12 protein-coding genes are annotated in these 16,025 nt (G+C 39.1%); 5 read left to right on the top strand and 7 right to left on the bottom strand.

Annotation, left to right across the window (positions count from 1 at the left end; genetic code table 11):
• Positions 1-7 precede the first annotated feature (7 nt).
• The 4 genes from EIP89_RS06310 to EIP89_RS06295 are packed head-to-tail and all read right to left on the bottom strand — an operon-like array spanning position 8 to position 4,853.
• Positions 8-1,165, bottom strand: a complete 1,158-nt coding sequence (locus EIP89_RS06310; protein WP_124397823.1) for a 3-hydroxyacyl-CoA dehydrogenase NAD-binding domain-containing protein — start codon at positions 1,163-1,165, stop codon at positions 8-10.
• Between the two features lie 2 nt (positions 1,166-1,167).
• Complete coding sequence (locus tag EIP89_RS06305; protein WP_124397822.1) at positions 1,168-2,643, bottom strand: PAS domain-containing sensor histidine kinase; 1,476 nt, start codon at positions 2,641-2,643, stop codon at positions 1,168-1,170.
• A 20-nt stretch (positions 2,644-2,663) separates the two neighbouring features.
• Positions 2,664-4,073, bottom strand: a complete 1,410-nt coding sequence (locus tag EIP89_RS06300) for an ATP-binding response regulator (RefSeq protein ID WP_124397821.1) — start codon at positions 4,071-4,073, stop codon at positions 2,664-2,666.
• A gap of 15 nt (positions 4,074-4,088) precedes the next feature.
• Positions 4,089-4,853, bottom strand: a complete 765-nt coding sequence (locus EIP89_RS06295) for an exodeoxyribonuclease III (RefSeq protein ID WP_124397820.1) — start codon at positions 4,851-4,853, stop codon at positions 4,089-4,091.
• 259 nt (positions 4,854-5,112) lie between these two features.
• Between EIP89_RS06295 and EIP89_RS06290 the strand changes: the two genes are divergently transcribed.
• The 5 genes from EIP89_RS06290 (at position 5,113) to EIP89_RS06270 (ending at position 11,823) form a co-directional block, all read left to right on the top strand.
• Complete coding sequence (locus EIP89_RS06290) at positions 5,113-8,337, top strand: DUF8818 domain-containing protein (protein WP_124397819.1); 3,225 nt, start codon at positions 5,113-5,115, stop codon at positions 8,335-8,337.
• A 115-nt stretch (positions 8,338-8,452) separates the two neighbouring features.
• Positions 8,453-8,800, top strand: a complete 348-nt coding sequence (locus tag EIP89_RS06285) for an ArsC/Spx/MgsR family protein (protein ID WP_124397818.1) — start codon at positions 8,453-8,455, stop codon at positions 8,798-8,800.
• A 14-nt stretch (positions 8,801-8,814) separates the two neighbouring features.
• Entirely contained in the window at positions 8,815-9,438 is a 624-nt protein-coding gene (rsmG, locus tag EIP89_RS06280) for a 16S rRNA (guanine(527)-N(7))-methyltransferase RsmG (RefSeq protein WP_124397817.1), read from the top strand.
• A 61-nt stretch (positions 9,439-9,499) separates the two neighbouring features.
• Entirely contained in the window at positions 9,500-10,579 is a 1,080-nt protein-coding gene (locus EIP89_RS06275) for a putative type IX sorting system protein PorV2 (protein ID WP_124397816.1), read from the top strand.
• 227 nt (positions 10,580-10,806) lie between these two features.
• A complete protein-coding gene (locus tag EIP89_RS06270; RefSeq protein ID WP_148086790.1) occupies positions 10,807-11,823 on the top strand; it encodes a hypothetical protein in 1,017 nt (338 codons plus the stop codon).
• Positions 11,824-12,367: 544 nt separating this feature from the next.
• Here the strand turns inward: EIP89_RS06270 and metK are convergent.
• The 3 genes from metK to EIP89_RS06255 all read right to left on the bottom strand — a co-directional run bounded on the left by metK (position 12,368) and on the right by EIP89_RS06255 (position 15,861).
• A complete protein-coding gene (metK, locus tag EIP89_RS06265; RefSeq protein WP_124397814.1) occupies positions 12,368-13,630 on the bottom strand; it encodes a methionine adenosyltransferase in 1,263 nt (420 codons plus the stop codon).
• Positions 13,631-13,938: 308 nt separating this feature from the next.
• Complete coding sequence (locus EIP89_RS06260; RefSeq protein WP_124397813.1) at positions 13,939-14,637, bottom strand: LiaF transmembrane domain-containing protein; 699 nt, start codon at positions 14,635-14,637, stop codon at positions 13,939-13,941.
• A gap of 168 nt (positions 14,638-14,805) precedes the next feature.
• Positions 14,806-15,861: a T9SS type A sorting domain-containing protein gene (locus EIP89_RS06255; protein ID WP_160160541.1), complete on the bottom strand. Its 1,056-nt coding sequence runs from the start codon at positions 15,859-15,861 to the stop codon at positions 14,806-14,808.
• Positions 15,862-16,025: the final 164 nt, after the last annotated feature.

Below are 16,025 nucleotides of genomic sequence, written 5' to 3'. Positions count from 1 at the left end.
TCGATATTTAATCTAAAAGTCTGTCAATCACATAAAATCCGGCAGAGGCTCTGTAGCGCATGTCTTTGTAATGCTCAAACAATCGGTCGATTTCGGCCTTCACTTTATCAAAACCAATCTCTTTGCCCCACGCAAGTAAGCCTTTGGGGTAATTCGCTCCGTACATCATTGCTTTATCGACCGCTTGCGCATCGGCAATTTGAAAATAAACTGCATCTACTGCTTCGTTGATGAGCATACTCAAGATGCGAAAGAAAATCGCTTGACTTTTTGATTCGTCGAGCGCTTGGGTTACTTCAAATGGATTGGGAAGGCTGTAATCGTAGAACCCTTTGCCTGATTTTCGACCGAGACGACCTGATTCCATCATGCGCTGTTGCAAAAGCGAAGGTTTGTAGCGCGGGTCGTAGTAGAACTGCTCAAATACTGAATAGCTTACCGAAAAATTCACGTCCAGGCCGATAAAGTCCATCAATTCGAAAGGCCCCATTCGAAAGCCACCGAGCCTCTTCATGATCTGGTCGATCTCAGCCGGTGTAGCCAGTCCTTCTTCAGCAATGCGAAGAGCCTCGCCGTAAAAGGGCCGAGCCACTCGGTTCACGATGAAACCAGGTGTGTCCTTAGCCACAGCAGGTATTTTACCCCAACTTGTCATCAGGTCTTTTAAGCCATCAATTATAGCCCACGAGGTGTTAATACCTGGTATTACTTCCACCAGCTTCATTATTGTAGCAGGATTGAAAAAGTGCAGCCCTACAAATCTTTCCGGGTGGGTAAGTACACTGCTCAACCGATTGATGCTTAGACTAGAAGTATTTGAGGCTAAAATGCAGCTATCGGGTACTATTTTTTCAATCTGACTAAACAGAGTCTTTTTTGCTTCAAAGTTTTCGATTATCGCCTCTATAAAAAGAGAGCATTCCGTTAGATTCTCTAATTGATATATGTAATGAATTCTTTGAACTATTTCTTCATAAGTTGATGATGGTAATTTGCCCTTTTCAGCAAGCTTTTGTAAGTTATTTTCAATACTTTTTCGGGCATTTTCGAGGTTTTTTTGTTGAATGTCATACAAGAATACTATGTGTCCATTTTGAGCGGCTAATTGGGCGATACCGATACCCATAGTACCTGCTCCCGCTATTGCAATTGAGTTTATATTCATAATTATTTTTTAATGGGTTTAAAAGCTGGAAGAATTACATAAAATGTAGTACCTTTTCCCAATTCACTTTCGAAAAAAATTCTCCCTTTATTTTTTTCTACAAACTCTCTTACAAGAGCCAAACCAAGTCCTGAACCTTTTTCGCCAAAAGTACCGAGAGTTGATTTTGTAAGAAAAGTGAATAATTTTTCTTTGTTTTCTTCACTAATTCCAATTCCATTATCTTGAATGGAGATTTGAATTTCATCGTTTGGAAGATTTTTAGAGGTGATTTTAATTTCTCCATTCATATGCGAAAACTTGATGGCATTAGAGATTAAATTTCGAAGAATAAAGTATAAGCTATTGTTATCACAATATACAATTGTATTTTCTAAATTATCTCTTATTATATTTATCTTTTTTTCGTTGATGTTAAGTTCTAATCCCTCTAAAACTTTATCAACTGTTTTTTTGAGATATATAGGTTCAAATTCTACTGATAGTCCCTTCATTTGACTTGATGACCAAACCAACAAATTGCTCAACAATTCTGAGGCGTTTTTTAAACTAATGTTTAGCAATTTGAGATAGTCCTTCAATTCTTGCATCGAAAGCGATTCTGCACTTTCATACAGAAGATCGCCGATGGATAGACTATTGTACAATGGATTTTTAAGGTCATGAGCTATGATGGTAAAAAACTTGTTTTTTATGGAATTCGCCTCTTCTAGCTGCTCGATGAGCTTTTGATTTTTAATTTCTTTGCTCTTAAGATCAGTAATATCTCTTGCACTTCCAATAATTAAAACTCTTTCAGACTTTGGTATTACGATTTTTTTCAATGATGTTAACCAATACTTTGCCCCAGCAGGCAATTCCAGATATTCTTCGTAAGAAATCACATCATTTGAATTAAGCGCTTTGGTGTAATTATCTACCAATACTTTTCCGATTTCATGACCTACTAGTTCATATGGTGTTTTGTTTTGAATTGATTCTATGGGTATTCCTGTTTCTGTTCTGTGCTTTTTATTGGTAGTTACGTATCTAAATTCTCCGTTTTTATATTCGACGATAAATATTGCATCACCCGAATGATGAAAAATATTTTCGTAGAAATATTTGATTTCATTCAACTCCTGAAACTCTTCAACCGTTATCTGATTTTCTACTGAAAGTAATATGTTAAGCACATCACCTGTACCCACATATTTTATTTTGTAAATATTTTCTTGTATTCCGTTTCCATTGTAATAAAATATGCCTTCTGGAGTGGTATCAATATTGGATATAAACATTTCAAAAAAACCCTTTTCGAAATTGTATTTGCTTTCCAACATTTTATAGGAAATAGGTGGTATATACATATTTAAAATATTTAATGGTTCAGGTTGGATTTTATCCCATTTTTCAATTAAAAAATCGGTGATATTTCCTTTCAGGTCCTTGACAAGCCTTATGCTATATTCGTAGTATTTAAAATTCTTTGATTTCATTTAATAAGATGATTTTTACTTCATTTGTAAATAAATTTTGAAATTTTGCTAATGATTTCATCCTTTGTATAGGGTTTAGGAATGTAATCATCAAATCCTTCTTTCAAAAATTTTTCTTCATCATTTGCCAATGCATAGGCGGTAAGGGCGATGACTGGTGTCTTTGAGTATTTTGGATATTTTTTGATTTCTTTCATTGCTTGTATGCCGTCCATGCCTTTTCCGAGATTAATGTCCATTAATACCAAGTCAAAATCTTTTTCCTTAATCCATTTTAAACCTTCTTCTGCATTGTCAGCTAAGGTAATATTGTATTTTTTACCTAAACTGATTTGAAGTAATTTTTGATTTAAATAATTGTCCTCTACATAGAGAATATTGTTTCCTTGTGTTTTTGAGATGGAAACTTCAGGTTTTTCAAATTTTTCCTTTGCATTGGGAATTTCTATGGTGAAAGTACTTCCTTCATTTACCTTGCTTTCTACACGTATAAAGCCTTTCAATAAATTCACTAATTTCTTTACGATACTTAATCCAATACCTGAACCTTCGTATTGTCTGTTGTAACCTTCACTCAATTGTTTAAAATCATCAAAACATTCTTCTATTTTATCTTCGGGTATTCCGATTCCAGTATCTTTTACTGAAATTCTACACAAGTCTTCTGTCACTTCATACGATACTTCTATTTTACCCTTGTCTGTAAATTTTATAGCATTGGAAAGCAGTTGTTTTACTATGGTTTCTACTTTTTTAGTATCAGTAAAAAATTTAATTTCAGGGGCTACCTCACCAATTAATTGTATTCTTAATTGTTTTGCTTTTGCTTTGTAATAAAAGGCATCACATAGTGTTTTAAGTGTAGAGTAAACATCTATTTCTTGTATTTCAACGCTGTTGTTTTCAGAAGTAAGCAATGTGAAATCATTTATATTATTTAGAGTTTCGACCATTCTATTGGCTGATTCTGACAAACCCTCTAAATACGTTTGAGCTTCTTCGCTTAAGTCAGTGTATTTCAATAGGTCTGTAAATCCGATGATCCCGGTGAGCGGGGTGCGCAGTTCGTGTGAAAGGTTTTCTAAAAATATTTTTCTTTGTTTATCAATTTCGTGTAAGCTTTTTAATGAATTTTCTAAATTTTTTAAATGTATTTGCTCTTCAGTAACATCAATTATTTGGTAAGAAATAATTGAAGTGTCAATCATTTGTTTAAAAATATAAAAGTAAATGTTTTTGTCATTCAAATTTATTTCTATAGTGGAATCAAAACTTTGTAAATATTTTTCAATGAATTCATCAATATTTATTTTAGCCGTTTTGAGCAGATTACTAAAAGATTGATTTTCATAAATACGTTCATTCTTTAAACAGATTAGCGTTGGAATTTGACTTTGATCTACTAACTGTTTGAAGAGTTCTGTATTCATGGTTTTATTTTTTATTCAAACATTGATCTCTATTTTATAGGGGCAGTGATCGCTGTGATATACATCAGACAAAATATGCACGCTGGTAAGTTGGTCTTTCAATTCGGGAGTGAGCATTTGATAGTCGATTCGCCAGCCTTTGTTTTTTGCCCGAGCACCTGCTCTGTAAGTCCACCAGGTGTATTGATGTGGCTCTTGATTAAGCACCCGAAAGGAATCTACCCAACCGTGTTCTACAAACCGATCAAACCACTCTCGTTCTTCGGGCAAGAATCCACTGCTCTTGGCGTTGCGGATGGGGTCATGAATATCAATGGGTTTGTGACAGATGTTAAAGTCACCCGCTAATATGATGTTGGTGTATTTGTTTTTTAGGGTATCAGTGTATTGAAGAAAATCTTCTAAAAATTTCATTTTAATGTCTTGTCGCTCTTCGCCACTGCTGCCTGAGGGAATATAAACTGACACCAGAGTAAAAGTGTCGTATTCGTTGAGTAAAATTCGGCCTTCTTTGTCGATGTATTCGATGCCACAGCCTTTAGTGGTGGATTTGGGTAGAGGTTTTGACAAAATGGCTACTCCTGAATAGCCTTTCTTTTCTGCCTCATGCCATTGTACGTTGTAACCGAGTTGTTCGAAGAGTGAAAAATCAACCTGAGAGGCATCAGCCTTGGTTTCTTGTAAACAAAGAATGTCGGGATTTTCGTTTTTTAGCCATTCTAAGAATCCTTTATTGATTGCGGCTCTAATGCCATTTACATTATAGGTAATGATATTCATCCAAAATCCGTTAGTTTGTAATAAGCAAATCTGAGCGAAGATAGTCTTTTGAATGAATAGATGGGGGTTGATTTTATCATGTTTCGTACTGACAAAAGTTCTTTTTGTCACAATTTCTGCTCAGCAGATCAATCCTCGTTTTGTTTCGCAAGTTTACAGATTAGCGGCAGGCGATACATTCAAACTTCCTGAAAGAACCTATCTCCCTTCTCTTCTCATTTCAGCAAAAAATTTTTTTTCAGATAGTTGTCTTGTTAGCTTGGATTCAGGTTTTACTTACTGGAACCGTTGTGAGGCTTTGGAGGTGGAAATTACTTACTATTTGCTGCCAGATAGTTTTTTAACTTCGGTGGACGGACTTGATCGCAAAAAAATTACGTCTAAAACTAAACTCGATAAGTTTGATGAACGAGAGCTAATTGTTGTAAAATCTAACAATAGATTTTTCGAATCTGACTTTGCAGGAATTTCGCGTACAGGGGCAATAAGTAGGGCTGTTCGCATAGGTTCGAACCAAAGCGCAGTGCTGAATTCGACACTCGACTTACAGATTTCGGGCACTCTGCCCGACAGTACATCGATCAAGGCCTCAATTACTGATAATCGCATTCCGATTCAGCCTGATGGTTATTCGCAACAGTTGCGTGACATTGACCGCATTTACATGGAGGTATCGCATCCTAAAAGGGGAAAATTAGTGGCAGGCGATTATTCGATCGCCAACACAGATCATTACTTTTTAACTTTTGATCGTCGTGTGACGGGTGTTGGCCTATCAACCCAAAGGAGTTTTCATCCTTCCAATAGACACCTGTTTGCAGAACTAAATGGTGCTGCATCCAGAGGAATTTTCGCCCGAAATTCGTTTATGGGGCAAGAGGGCAATCAAGGTCCATATAAGCTTTTTGGCAATAACAATGAACTTTTTATCATCATCGTATCGGGAAGCGAGCGGGTATATATCGATGGTCAGTTGCTTACGCGAGGGCAAGAGTATGACTACGTGATCGATTACAATGCCGGTGAGATCACTTTCACTGCTCTGCGCCCTATAACGCGCGACCGACGAATTGTGGTTGAATTTCAATACACTACTTTGCTGTATCTGCGTACAATAGGTTATGCCAAAGCCGGTATTTCGGAAAGAAGATTTCAGGCAGAACTTGTACACTACCAAGAATCCGACAGTCGCAATCAAACCCTTTTTCAGGACCTTACGGATCAAGAAAAGCTGGTCATGGCGCAAGCAGGAACTGATTTGAATCAAATGCGCATCCCAACAGCTATAGCTGTGCCTTACACGAGCGATGAAATCTTGTATGAAAAGGTGCTAATGCCTGGATTTGGTGAAGTGTTCGTGTATTCTCGCGACTCTACGAAGCAATTGTACCGCGTGCAGTTTAACTTCGTAGGGCAGGGCAAGGGCAACTATGTACAGGCAAACAAAACCCTTAATGGTAGAGTGTACGAATGGATACCTCCGGTAAATGGACAGCCACAAGGAAGCTACGAGCCTGTAAAACAGCTTACTCCACCTCAGGCACTTAGGATTTCGTCGTTAAGATCAACTTTTGACGGCGAGAAATTAGGTAATATTGAATTACAACTGGCTGTAAGCCAGAAAGATGTGAATCGGTATTCTTTCAATCCTTCACAAACAGATGGTCTGGCGTTGCGGGCTAAATATGGTTTAGATCAAAAAATTGGAAAATCATTGCTGAAGGTACACTCTTTTGTTGACTGGATGCAGTCAACTTTTACTACGGTAGAGCGCGTGCGGCAAGTGGAATTTCAGCGCGATTGGGCGCTGCCTTCTGCTGCAGGGGCTGAGAATCAGATTTTAGCTGCTCTTTCTGTGGGCTTAGAAACTGATACTTCTTTTAAGGCTCAGGTAGAATATTCGTATCTAAACCAAGGCAGCGATCTCAGGCATAAAGTTTCAGCCAATGTGGGCGCTAAAAATCAATTTTTAAGTCTTACAACCAGATTTTCAGCGCTTTCTATTTTAGGAGATCAAGGCAGTGGTTCTTTCATACGGCAGAATGGAGACATGCGCTTTTTGCTGTCAGAAGCTCTTGGGGTCGGTGTACGGACAGACGTCGAACGAAATATCAGAAGTATTCAAACAGCACTCGTCGATGGTTCATATCAGTTTTTTTATGCTGAGCCTTACGTTAGGATGTCATATAAACAAGCAAATTATCTGGAGCTTTTTTCCATCGTTCGTGCCGATGATACTGTTTATAACCAGGCATTTCAAAATGCAGCACGTTCACAAGGCGTCGGCGTACGCACCGATTGGCGATGGAATTCTCATGTGAATGTAAATTCTTCACTTCTCTATAGGAAAATTGATTTTCAAGAGGTTGTAAATCAAAGTGACTTTGCTGCTTACACTGGACGCATTCGGCTACAGCAACGGTGGTTGAAATCTTCATTGATGCTCAACACTTTTTTGGAAAGTGGAACCGGCACAGAACCTCGACGGGTTTTTAGCTTCATAGAGGTGCCGTCGGGTACCGGTACTCATACTTGGATAGATTACAACGGAAATGGAGTCAAAGAGTTAGATGAATTTGAGCCAGCTAGGTTTCCGGCAGAGGCTCGCTACCTACGCATATTTGCCCCTTCGTCAGACTTTATCAGAGTAGAATTCAACAAAGTATCTCAATCCATCCTTTTCAATCCTTCTGCTTTTTCAACCCAATTGACCGGATTTGGAAGGTATTTAACGCGTTTTAGCATACAGTCAACCCTGCAATATGACAGCCGAAGGCAGTTAAACAACAACGTCAACAAATTCTTTTATCTATCCGCCTTGAATGCTTCAGATACAGCTGTTTTAGGGGCATTTGTTCAGCAGCGACACACCTTGTTTTTCGACCGAAGCAAAAACAAATTCGGATGGGATATCTCATATCTAACCAACACGAGTGCAAATTTGCTTTCGTTTGGCATTGAAGAAGTCAGAAAAATTGAGCATCCATTCAACATTCGGTGGAAAATACTACCTCCGATAATTGCGCGCTTCGCTTTTAATTTTGGACAACGAGACAATATTTCTCAAAATTTTTCAAATAGAAATTTTTCGTTTCAAGAAATTTTATTCAATCCCAAATTGGAATATCAACCCAATGAACGCTTTCGCTCGAGCATTGGCATAGAGCGCAGCATAAAAACTGCGGAACAAGCCAATTTAAATACTTGGCGCTTTTTAAACGAAAATTACCTATCGTCTGCCTCTTCTTATGCCATCACTACTATCGTGCAGTGGGTGCGAAATGCCTTTACCGGCGAGGCTAATTCACCACTTGGCTTTTCTATGCTCGAAGGGTTACAGGCAGGCGACAATGTGATTGTAAACCTTCAAATACAAAGAAATTTAGTAAATGGTCTTCAAGTTAGTTTGGCATACGAAGCCCGATGGGGACAACAATTGACATTCATACAAAACGGTGCCGTTCAATTAAAAGCCTTTTTTTAATTATATATCATCATTTTAAAGACTATTCAGAACGGACAACTGCCCGTCGATTTCTGATCGTGTACTATGGCTGAACCTACATTTGCAGTTAAATAAAAAACTTTAATACATTAACATGCTGATCGTATATCACAACCCCCGGTGTGGAAAGAGCAGAGAAGCTGTAAAATGGCTCGAAGAGCGCAACATTCCCTTCCAGATCAAGCGTTATCTCGATGAGCCGCTTACCTTTGATGAAGTGGAAAAACTCGTCGAGCTCGCTGGTTTTCACACCATCGACATCATCCGCACCAATGAACAAGTTTGGAAAGAGAAATATGCTGAGCTTGAACTCGATGACAACGAGTTGATTTACGCCATCATCGAAGACCCTATTCTTTTGCAGCGCCCGATCGTGTATAATCCTGAAAAAGACTTGGCCGTAATAGCCAGACCGGCTGATAAGATTCAAGAAGTATTGTAAGAGATTGCGACGAAGTGGAAAGTATTCTGAAGTATTTCCCTGAATTAAAAGAGGAACAAATACAAAAATTTGAAAGCCTTAAAGCGCTGTACAGCGAATGGAATGCGCGCATCAATGTGATCTCGCGAAAAGACATGGAGAATTTTTACCTCCACCATGTACTTCACAGTTTGGCCATTGCGCGATACACTTCATTTTTCGAGAGAGCTACAGTGTTGGATGTAGGCACCGGAGGCGGTTTTCCCGGTATTCCTTTAGCAATTGCATTACCGCAGGTTGAATTTCATCTGGTCGATTCTATTGGCAAAAAGATTCGAGTTGTTCAGGAAGTTAAAAATGCACTAGGTCTTGAAAATGTAGTAGCTACGCAAGCACGAGCAGAAGGCATAAAAAATAGTTTTAATTACATCGTAAGTCGTGCAGTGACCACCTTGCCAGAGTTTGCTAAGTGGATTAAGGGTAAATTGGTAAAGAACAATCCGCCCGGCGCCTTGCCTCCTTCGGTGCTTTACTTAAAAGGGGGCGATATTACCCATGAATTAATTCCGCCAGTAAAAGTATTGGAAGTAAAAGATATATCAGAATGGTTTGAAGAACCTTTTTTTGAAACGAAAAAGCTGGTAGTCTTTCAGGTCTGAACCATTCAAAAAAGTACTAAAAGAGTATTTTTGGCCGTTGAGTATTCAAATTAAAAGATTCTTGAGGAAATTTATTTCAATTGTTGCTTTGTTAGTTGGCTTACAAAGTTTACAAGCTCAGGTATTAAGAAAATACAGCAACGAATTTCTGAACATTGGAGCAGGGGCAAGGGCTATAGGTATGGCAGGGGCCGTTACGGCTTCGGTCGAAGGGGTAGAGGCGGGTTATTGGAATCCGGCAGGTCTTTTACATGGCGATTTTACTTACGATGCTGCGCTGATGCATGCTTCGTGGTTTGCTTCCATTGCTAATTACGATTATTTAGCTTTAGCTTACCAGGCTAAGGGCTCTCCCTATCGAGTAGGGTTATCCCTTTTAAGATTTGCCATTGATGATATTCAAAACACATTGAATCTTGTAGATGATCAAGGCCAGGTGGATTACAATAGAATTACGCGGTTTTCTGCCTCTGATTATGCTTTGATTGGACATTTTGCATCACCTGTTGCACGTATTCCAGGATTGTTTTTAGGCATTAATTCAAAATTGATCTATAGAAACATCGGCCCCTTTGCCAATGCTTACGGATTTGGCTTTGATGCAGGTGTACATTACAGGTCTGGGGATTGGATGTTTTCAGCTTTACTAAAAGATGTGACTACAACTTTTAATTTCTGGACTTTTAACAATGAGCTATTAAGAGGTTCTTTCGAACAAACAGGCAACGAACTTCCCGAAGAAAACCTTGAATTTACTCCACCATCGCTCACACTTGGCGTAGCCAGATATATGAAAATAAATGATGATTTTGGGATTTTACCTGAAATGAATGCCGTTTTATCAGCAGGTCCATTTGCTGGGATTAATGTTGGAACTATACTGACCGTCAATCCGGCTATCGGAGTAGAAGCCGACTACAGAAAATGGATTTTTCTTCGGCTTGGAGCCGGCAGGTGGCAGCGCACAACAACCTTCGCCGGTGGCCAACAGTGGATGTTTAGTCCATCTTTAGGTTTAGGCTTAGCTTTTGGAAGACTAAAGGTCGACTATGCTTTATCAAATCTCGTCTCTTTTGAAAGCGCATTGCTGAGTCATATTTTTAGCTTAAAATTTTCAATGCTTAATAACAATTCTCGATAGTCCAGCTTATAACTTTCTGTGTAGAATACAGTGGATTAGTTGCTGAAATTTTTAAAATTATCCAACATTTTTAACAATTAAAAAAAAAAAAAAAAAGTTTTATCAAATGAGCGTAAAAAGAAAGTTTAATGCAATTTAATCATTCAAAAAAGTTTACTTTCAAAAATATACATTTGTGCAAATGTATTTGCGATTTAGGGGAATTTTAAAGTAAGCTTTCTTTGTTTATGATGAAGCAAATACTCGTAAAAAATCTTTTAGATTACAAAAAGTTTGTGCTTCAGTCTCTACACGCACTTATACTCTTCTTAGCAGTTTCATGTTCAAATATAAAAAACATACAAGTTTCGAATCAGCTAAGCAAAAATTATTGTAATCAAGAGAAGATACAAACCTACACTCCAGATGAACTTCCATCCCCTATTCACACATTAGATATAGATACCCTTCTCGCGAGTCGCTTTTCATTTCAATCGCTAAACACAGCACATGCAATTGGAGTATTAGATTTACTGAAAAAATACATGTATGTAAAGCGATGTTTTGATGAAAACCCCTCAATTGAAAACAAGGTAGAAATGCTCGAATTATCTCAAAAAATATATCATAAAATACACCAAACATCATTGGAAATATCGGCTATAGCAGGCGAATTAGATTGTGAAGAGGAACGTGCAGATCAAATAGCTAATTTTCTAAAAAATATCGAAGATGATGCGGAAACAAAACTAACTGTAGGTGCTATTGTAATTGGTGCTACGGGTGCTTTAATTACTGGTTTATTGCTCACAAATGGAAATTTAGGAAATTTGGGAGAAAAAATTGGAATATTATCAAGTGTTACAGAAGGTATTTTAGGTCTTCTAATACTGAGAAACAAAAAGAAAATTTTTTTTTCTCATCCCCGTAATCCATTAAAAGATATATGGGAGGGAAATAAAACTTCTGAAATTTTTCCTAAATCTATATGGTATTTTTTAAATTATTACGATCCTGATAGACCAGAAGAGCCATCTCTGCGTTATCAAATTATAGATCGATGGATGAGTTTTGGTCAAATTTCAATGGATAAAACAAAAAGAAAAAGAAAACTCATTGATTTATATTTTGGTCTGGGTGGGTTGTATTCAGCAGAACAGTTATATAATCGGGCAAATATGCTTGACCAGCTTGAAGCTACAATTAATCTCATGCAACAGGATCTAAAAGTTCTTACCACTGAAATAGAATTTTTAAATTTCTAAAAGATGTTGATAATCCTTTTTATTAATGTTTTATTTCATAGGTTTTTTTGATGTTAATCCGATATTGGCTCAGCATCAAAAAATAAAGAATACTTTAAGCGGTATTGAATGAATTCAGGAAAGTATATCCTACTACTCATGTGTATCATTGGGAATGAGAAAGAAAGAAAATGGTAATTGAAGCAGAATTTTTAAAAAAACACAAATTGATAAGAAGCTCATTTTACTTAAAGTGGTAAAAAGGTAAAAACCAAAAGAGAAATAAAGAAATCAGAAATTCCGAAAGTAGTCTGGAGGAGTTTCCGCAATTTGTCTTATGCACATTTGAAAATCGTTGATCAGGAGGAAGAGCACTGTGCACCTAAATATGAACTTTTGTTGAAATCATTGTAAAAAACAATAAAAGTAAAGTCATACTGCGCTTTCTCCCAGATGACACTCAAGTGCAACCAAATTAATCTTATAGATCACTTGGTAATTAAAGGCATTTTTTCAAGTAAAAAAACCCCTTAAAAAGGGGCTTTTTATACCAGAAGAATCGTTTTTATATTTTGAAGTACTTTTTAATAGCATCTATATAATTTAGCTCTTCCCAGGTGAAGAGTTTTACTTCTTTTTTGAGCACCAAAGTACCGTTGTGATCTGGCTTGCGAAAGGTTTTGATCACCGTTTGAGGTTGGCGACCCATATGGCCGTAGGCAGCTGTTTCGCTGTAGATGGGTGAGCGCAGGCCAAGACGCTTTTCGATTTCGTACGGGCGCATGTCGAAGATAGCTTCCACGCCTTCAGCGATTTTTTGGTCGGTAAGGCCATGTTTGGCAGTGCCGTAGGTATTTACAAAAATGTTAACAGGACGAGCGATACCGATGGCATATGACACTTGCACCAGAATTTCATCGGCTACTCCGGCAGCCACCAGATTCTTCGCAATGTGACGGCAGGCATAGGCAGCTGAGCGGTCCACTTTAGAAGGGTCTTTGCCACTGAAGGCACCACCACCATGAGCGCCCTTTCCGCCGTAAGTATCTACGATGATTTTGCGGCCTGTAAGTCCGGTATCGCCATGTGGGCCACCAATGACGAATTTGCCCGTCGGGTTAATGTGGTAGATGATGTCATCTGTGAAAAGCTTCTGAAGCTCCGGAGTGAGCTGAGCTTTAACTCTTGGAATAAGGATGTCGATGATGTCTTTTTTAATCACCTCCTGCATGCGCGCTTCGGTGTCAAATTCATCGTGCTGGGTGCTGATGACGATGGTGTGAATCTTCTCCGGGCGATTGTCATCGCTGTATTGGATGGTCACCTGGCTTTTGGCGTCAGGTCGCAGGTAGGTCATCATGCGACCTTCTTTGCGGATAGCGGCCAACTCAATCAACAGTTTATGGCTTAGATCAAGCGCCAGAGGCATGTAGTTGGCTGTTTCGTTGGTGGCGTAGCCAAACATCATCCCCTGATCACCGGCACCTTGCTCTTCAGGAGTACCGCGCTCTACACCCTGATTGATATCGGGGCTTTGCTCGTGTATGGCAGTGAGGATACCGCAAGAGTTGGCTTCAAACATGTATTCGCTCTTAGTATAACCGATTCGGCGGATGGTGTCGCGCACGATGGTTTGAATGTCGATGTAGGTATTGGTCTTTACTTCACCAGCTACAATTACCTGGCCGGTGGTTACAAGTGTCTCACAAGCAACTTTGCTGTCCGGGTCAAAGGCCAGGAAGTGGTCGAGGATGGCGTCAGAGATTTGGTCGGCTACTTTGTCGGGGTGTCCTTCACTTACCGATTCGGAGGTAAACAGATAAGGCATTTTGGTTGAAATTTTTGGGGTTAAACAATTGGCGGTGTGGTGATTGAACTGTCTAAACCCCTAAAACGCCTTGTACAGAACTTCGATTGGATGACCGGGTACTGTTTTAGCATTTTTTAGTGTGGTTGCAATCAGTTCAAATCTGTCCACATTCACGGGGACGAAAGTATTTCAATTTTTTTTATACTTCAAAAACATTATATTTTTCTTGAAAAAAGAATGAATAAAGAATAAAAAAATCGCAAATATTTCAAAAAAACACGAATGCGATTGGCGAATTCTCAAATCATTTTGCATGCTGTAATTTTCTAACTTCTGATTTCTATACCACCGAGCATCGCGCTGCCCCTTAGAATAATCGTGCCGGTAGGATTGGAGCTGGCACGAAAGCGCTTGTCATCCACATCGCCCATCACGGCCTGTATTTCAGAAATCAGCTGTACATCGTCTGGAAGCCAAATTTTCACTCCGCCAAGCAAGGTGCTGACAGTGAGCACCGCTGTGCCATGTACTTTGGTGTTTTTCAGATTGAGGTCCACGCCGGCCAGCAGATTGTTGATCGTACCTCCCTTAAACTCCGGCAGGTCGTAAGACTTTTTTATTCCGCTCAGAAAGGCGTCTATTTTCACCACACCATCGGTTGTGGTATGTTCGGTAGAAAGACCGAAGCCATCTGCACCTGAGTTATTTTTGGGTTTTATAAGGTTTTTTGCTATCACATACATTCCCAAAAGAATAATTAATGCAGGTATCAAAAACTTGCCAAGTCTTAGGTCCGTAAAGTCATTGATGAAAAAGATGACTCCAACACCCAGAGGCAGCAGAAAATTCCAATCTTTAAAACCCGATTTGATGCCTAAAAACAATCCCAAAGCGATTAAAAGCATTTCCCAGCTAAACAGCCAATCGGGAATCATCACTCCGGCCACGCGAAGCATCCATACCAAACCGATGCCTATGATAAAAAGGCCTGGAAGGACTCGTGATAGGGTAGAGTTAGAAGTCATAGTGGATTTATTTTTAAGTAAAAGTACAGGATTATATCTAACCAATTAAGTAAAGCAGCGGAGAGAAAATATATGATTTTTTAAATAAATGAAAATCAATACATTATCCGATTAATCAATAATTATTTTAAGTTAAAGTATGAGTTTAAGTTAAAGTTTAAGTTCCCCTCAATACACCACCAATTTTTCGCTGGCTGTAGAGCCGCTCTCACCGATGAAGCGCGCGATGTATATACCGGCGGGCAGACGGCCGAAGAGCACTTCGGTAGTATGGTCTTGGATGGCGGTTTCAAAGACGACCTGACCGGCCAGATTTACGATTTGGAGTAGGCCGTACTCACCGGTTTGGAGAGTAAAGCGCCCACTGGAGGGATTGGGGAAGAGCAGGATGTCGGTGCGACGAGGCAGTTCGGTATGCGAGCAGTTGGAGCGGGTGTAGGTGATACCGTTTTCGCTTTCATACACCCGGCCGCGTTTGTCGGTTTTCATCACGTGAAAACCAACACCGTATTGCTCGAGAATCATGTAAAAGCCCCCATCCCAAGTTTTGATGATGTCGTTGATGGTGACGCGAAAGTTTTGCAGCCAATAGTCCATACACCAGTTGACCTGGCCTTGTAGGTCGATGTTCATCAGGGCGGTAAAGACTTTGGGGCTGCCCTTTCGCCGGTAGCGGTAGAAGATGGAGAGGGTATTGTCGGGCTCCCAGAAGACTTTTTCGGGCAGGAAGGAGAAGTCATCAGCCCAGTTAGATAGAGAGAAGGAGAGGATACGCAGGTCGTGATGGTCGAATACATCGAGGGTGCCATCGGCCTTGCCGTCGTAGATGGAGGTATTTTCGTAGAGTACCCGTCGCTTTACACCCAGTCGGGTGCCGGAGAAGTACCAATGGCGGTCGTAGGGATGCTGCTCGATGTGGAGTTTTTCGAAGCCCGATTGAGAGAAGACCAGTCTTACCTTAAGTGAAGGGTCTTGTCGATGCACAAAGATGGCATGGGCTGAGTCTTGACGGATGAAAAGTTCATGAAGATATACATTGTCTTTGTCCGAAAAAATTTCATTAATGGTTGAATCAATATCTATAAGAAAGTACTTTTCTGCTGTATATGGGTTGATGAAGTACACTGAAAATTTGTTAAAAAAAGTATCTATACCCAGGACGGTAGAATCTGTTACTTTAATGACAGGTCCGCAGAAATCATTAATATTCTTTACTATATACATTAAATTTGTATCAATTATATGAGAAAAATATCCACATGAGATATAATAACCGGCGGGGGAATAAAGTTCGGAAATATGACTAAATAAAAGGTTACTATCTCTATAGAAATCATGTAATTTTATAATGGAGTAGTTAGAATGGTTAAAACCAAAAATACTTAAAA

This window comes from Thermaurantimonas aggregans (assembly GCF_003851885.1).
Lineage (GTDB): Bacteria > Bacteroidota > Bacteroidia > Flavobacteriales > Schleiferiaceae > Thermaurantimonas > Thermaurantimonas aggregans.
The sequence above is the reverse complement of the archived record's forward strand: the minus strand, read 5'-3'. Positions and strand labels throughout refer to the sequence as shown.

Coding starts and splice junctions, on each gene's coding strand:
- EIP89_RS06310 (WP_124397823.1), bottom strand. CDS start 1,165: ATGAATATAAACTCAATTGCAATAGCGGGAGCAGGTACTATGGGTATC.
- EIP89_RS06305 (WP_124397822.1), bottom strand. CDS start 2,643: ATGAAATCAAAGAATTTTAAATACTACGAATATAGCATAAGGCTTGTC.
- EIP89_RS06300 (WP_124397821.1), bottom strand. CDS start 4,073: ATGAATACAGAACTCTTCAAACAGTTAGTAGATCAAAGTCAAATTCCA.
- EIP89_RS06295 (WP_124397820.1), bottom strand. CDS start 4,853: ATGAATATCATTACCTATAATGTAAATGGCATTAGAGCCGCAATCAAT.
- EIP89_RS06285 (WP_124397818.1), top strand. CDS start 8,453: ATGCTGATCGTATATCACAACCCCCGGTGTGGAAAGAGCAGAGAAGCT.
- EIP89_RS06270 (WP_148086790.1), top strand. CDS start 10,807: ATGATGAAGCAAATACTCGTAAAAAATCTTTTAGATTACAAAAAGTTT.
- metK (WP_124397814.1), bottom strand. CDS start 13,630: ATGCCTTATCTGTTTACCTCCGAATCGGTAAGTGAAGGACACCCCGAC.
- EIP89_RS06260 (WP_124397813.1), bottom strand. CDS start 14,637: ATGACTTCTAACTCTACCCTATCACGAGTCCTTCCAGGCCTTTTTATC.
- EIP89_RS06255 (WP_160160541.1), bottom strand. CDS start 15,861: ATGTATATAGTAAAGAATATTAATGATTTCTGCGGACCTGTCATTAAA.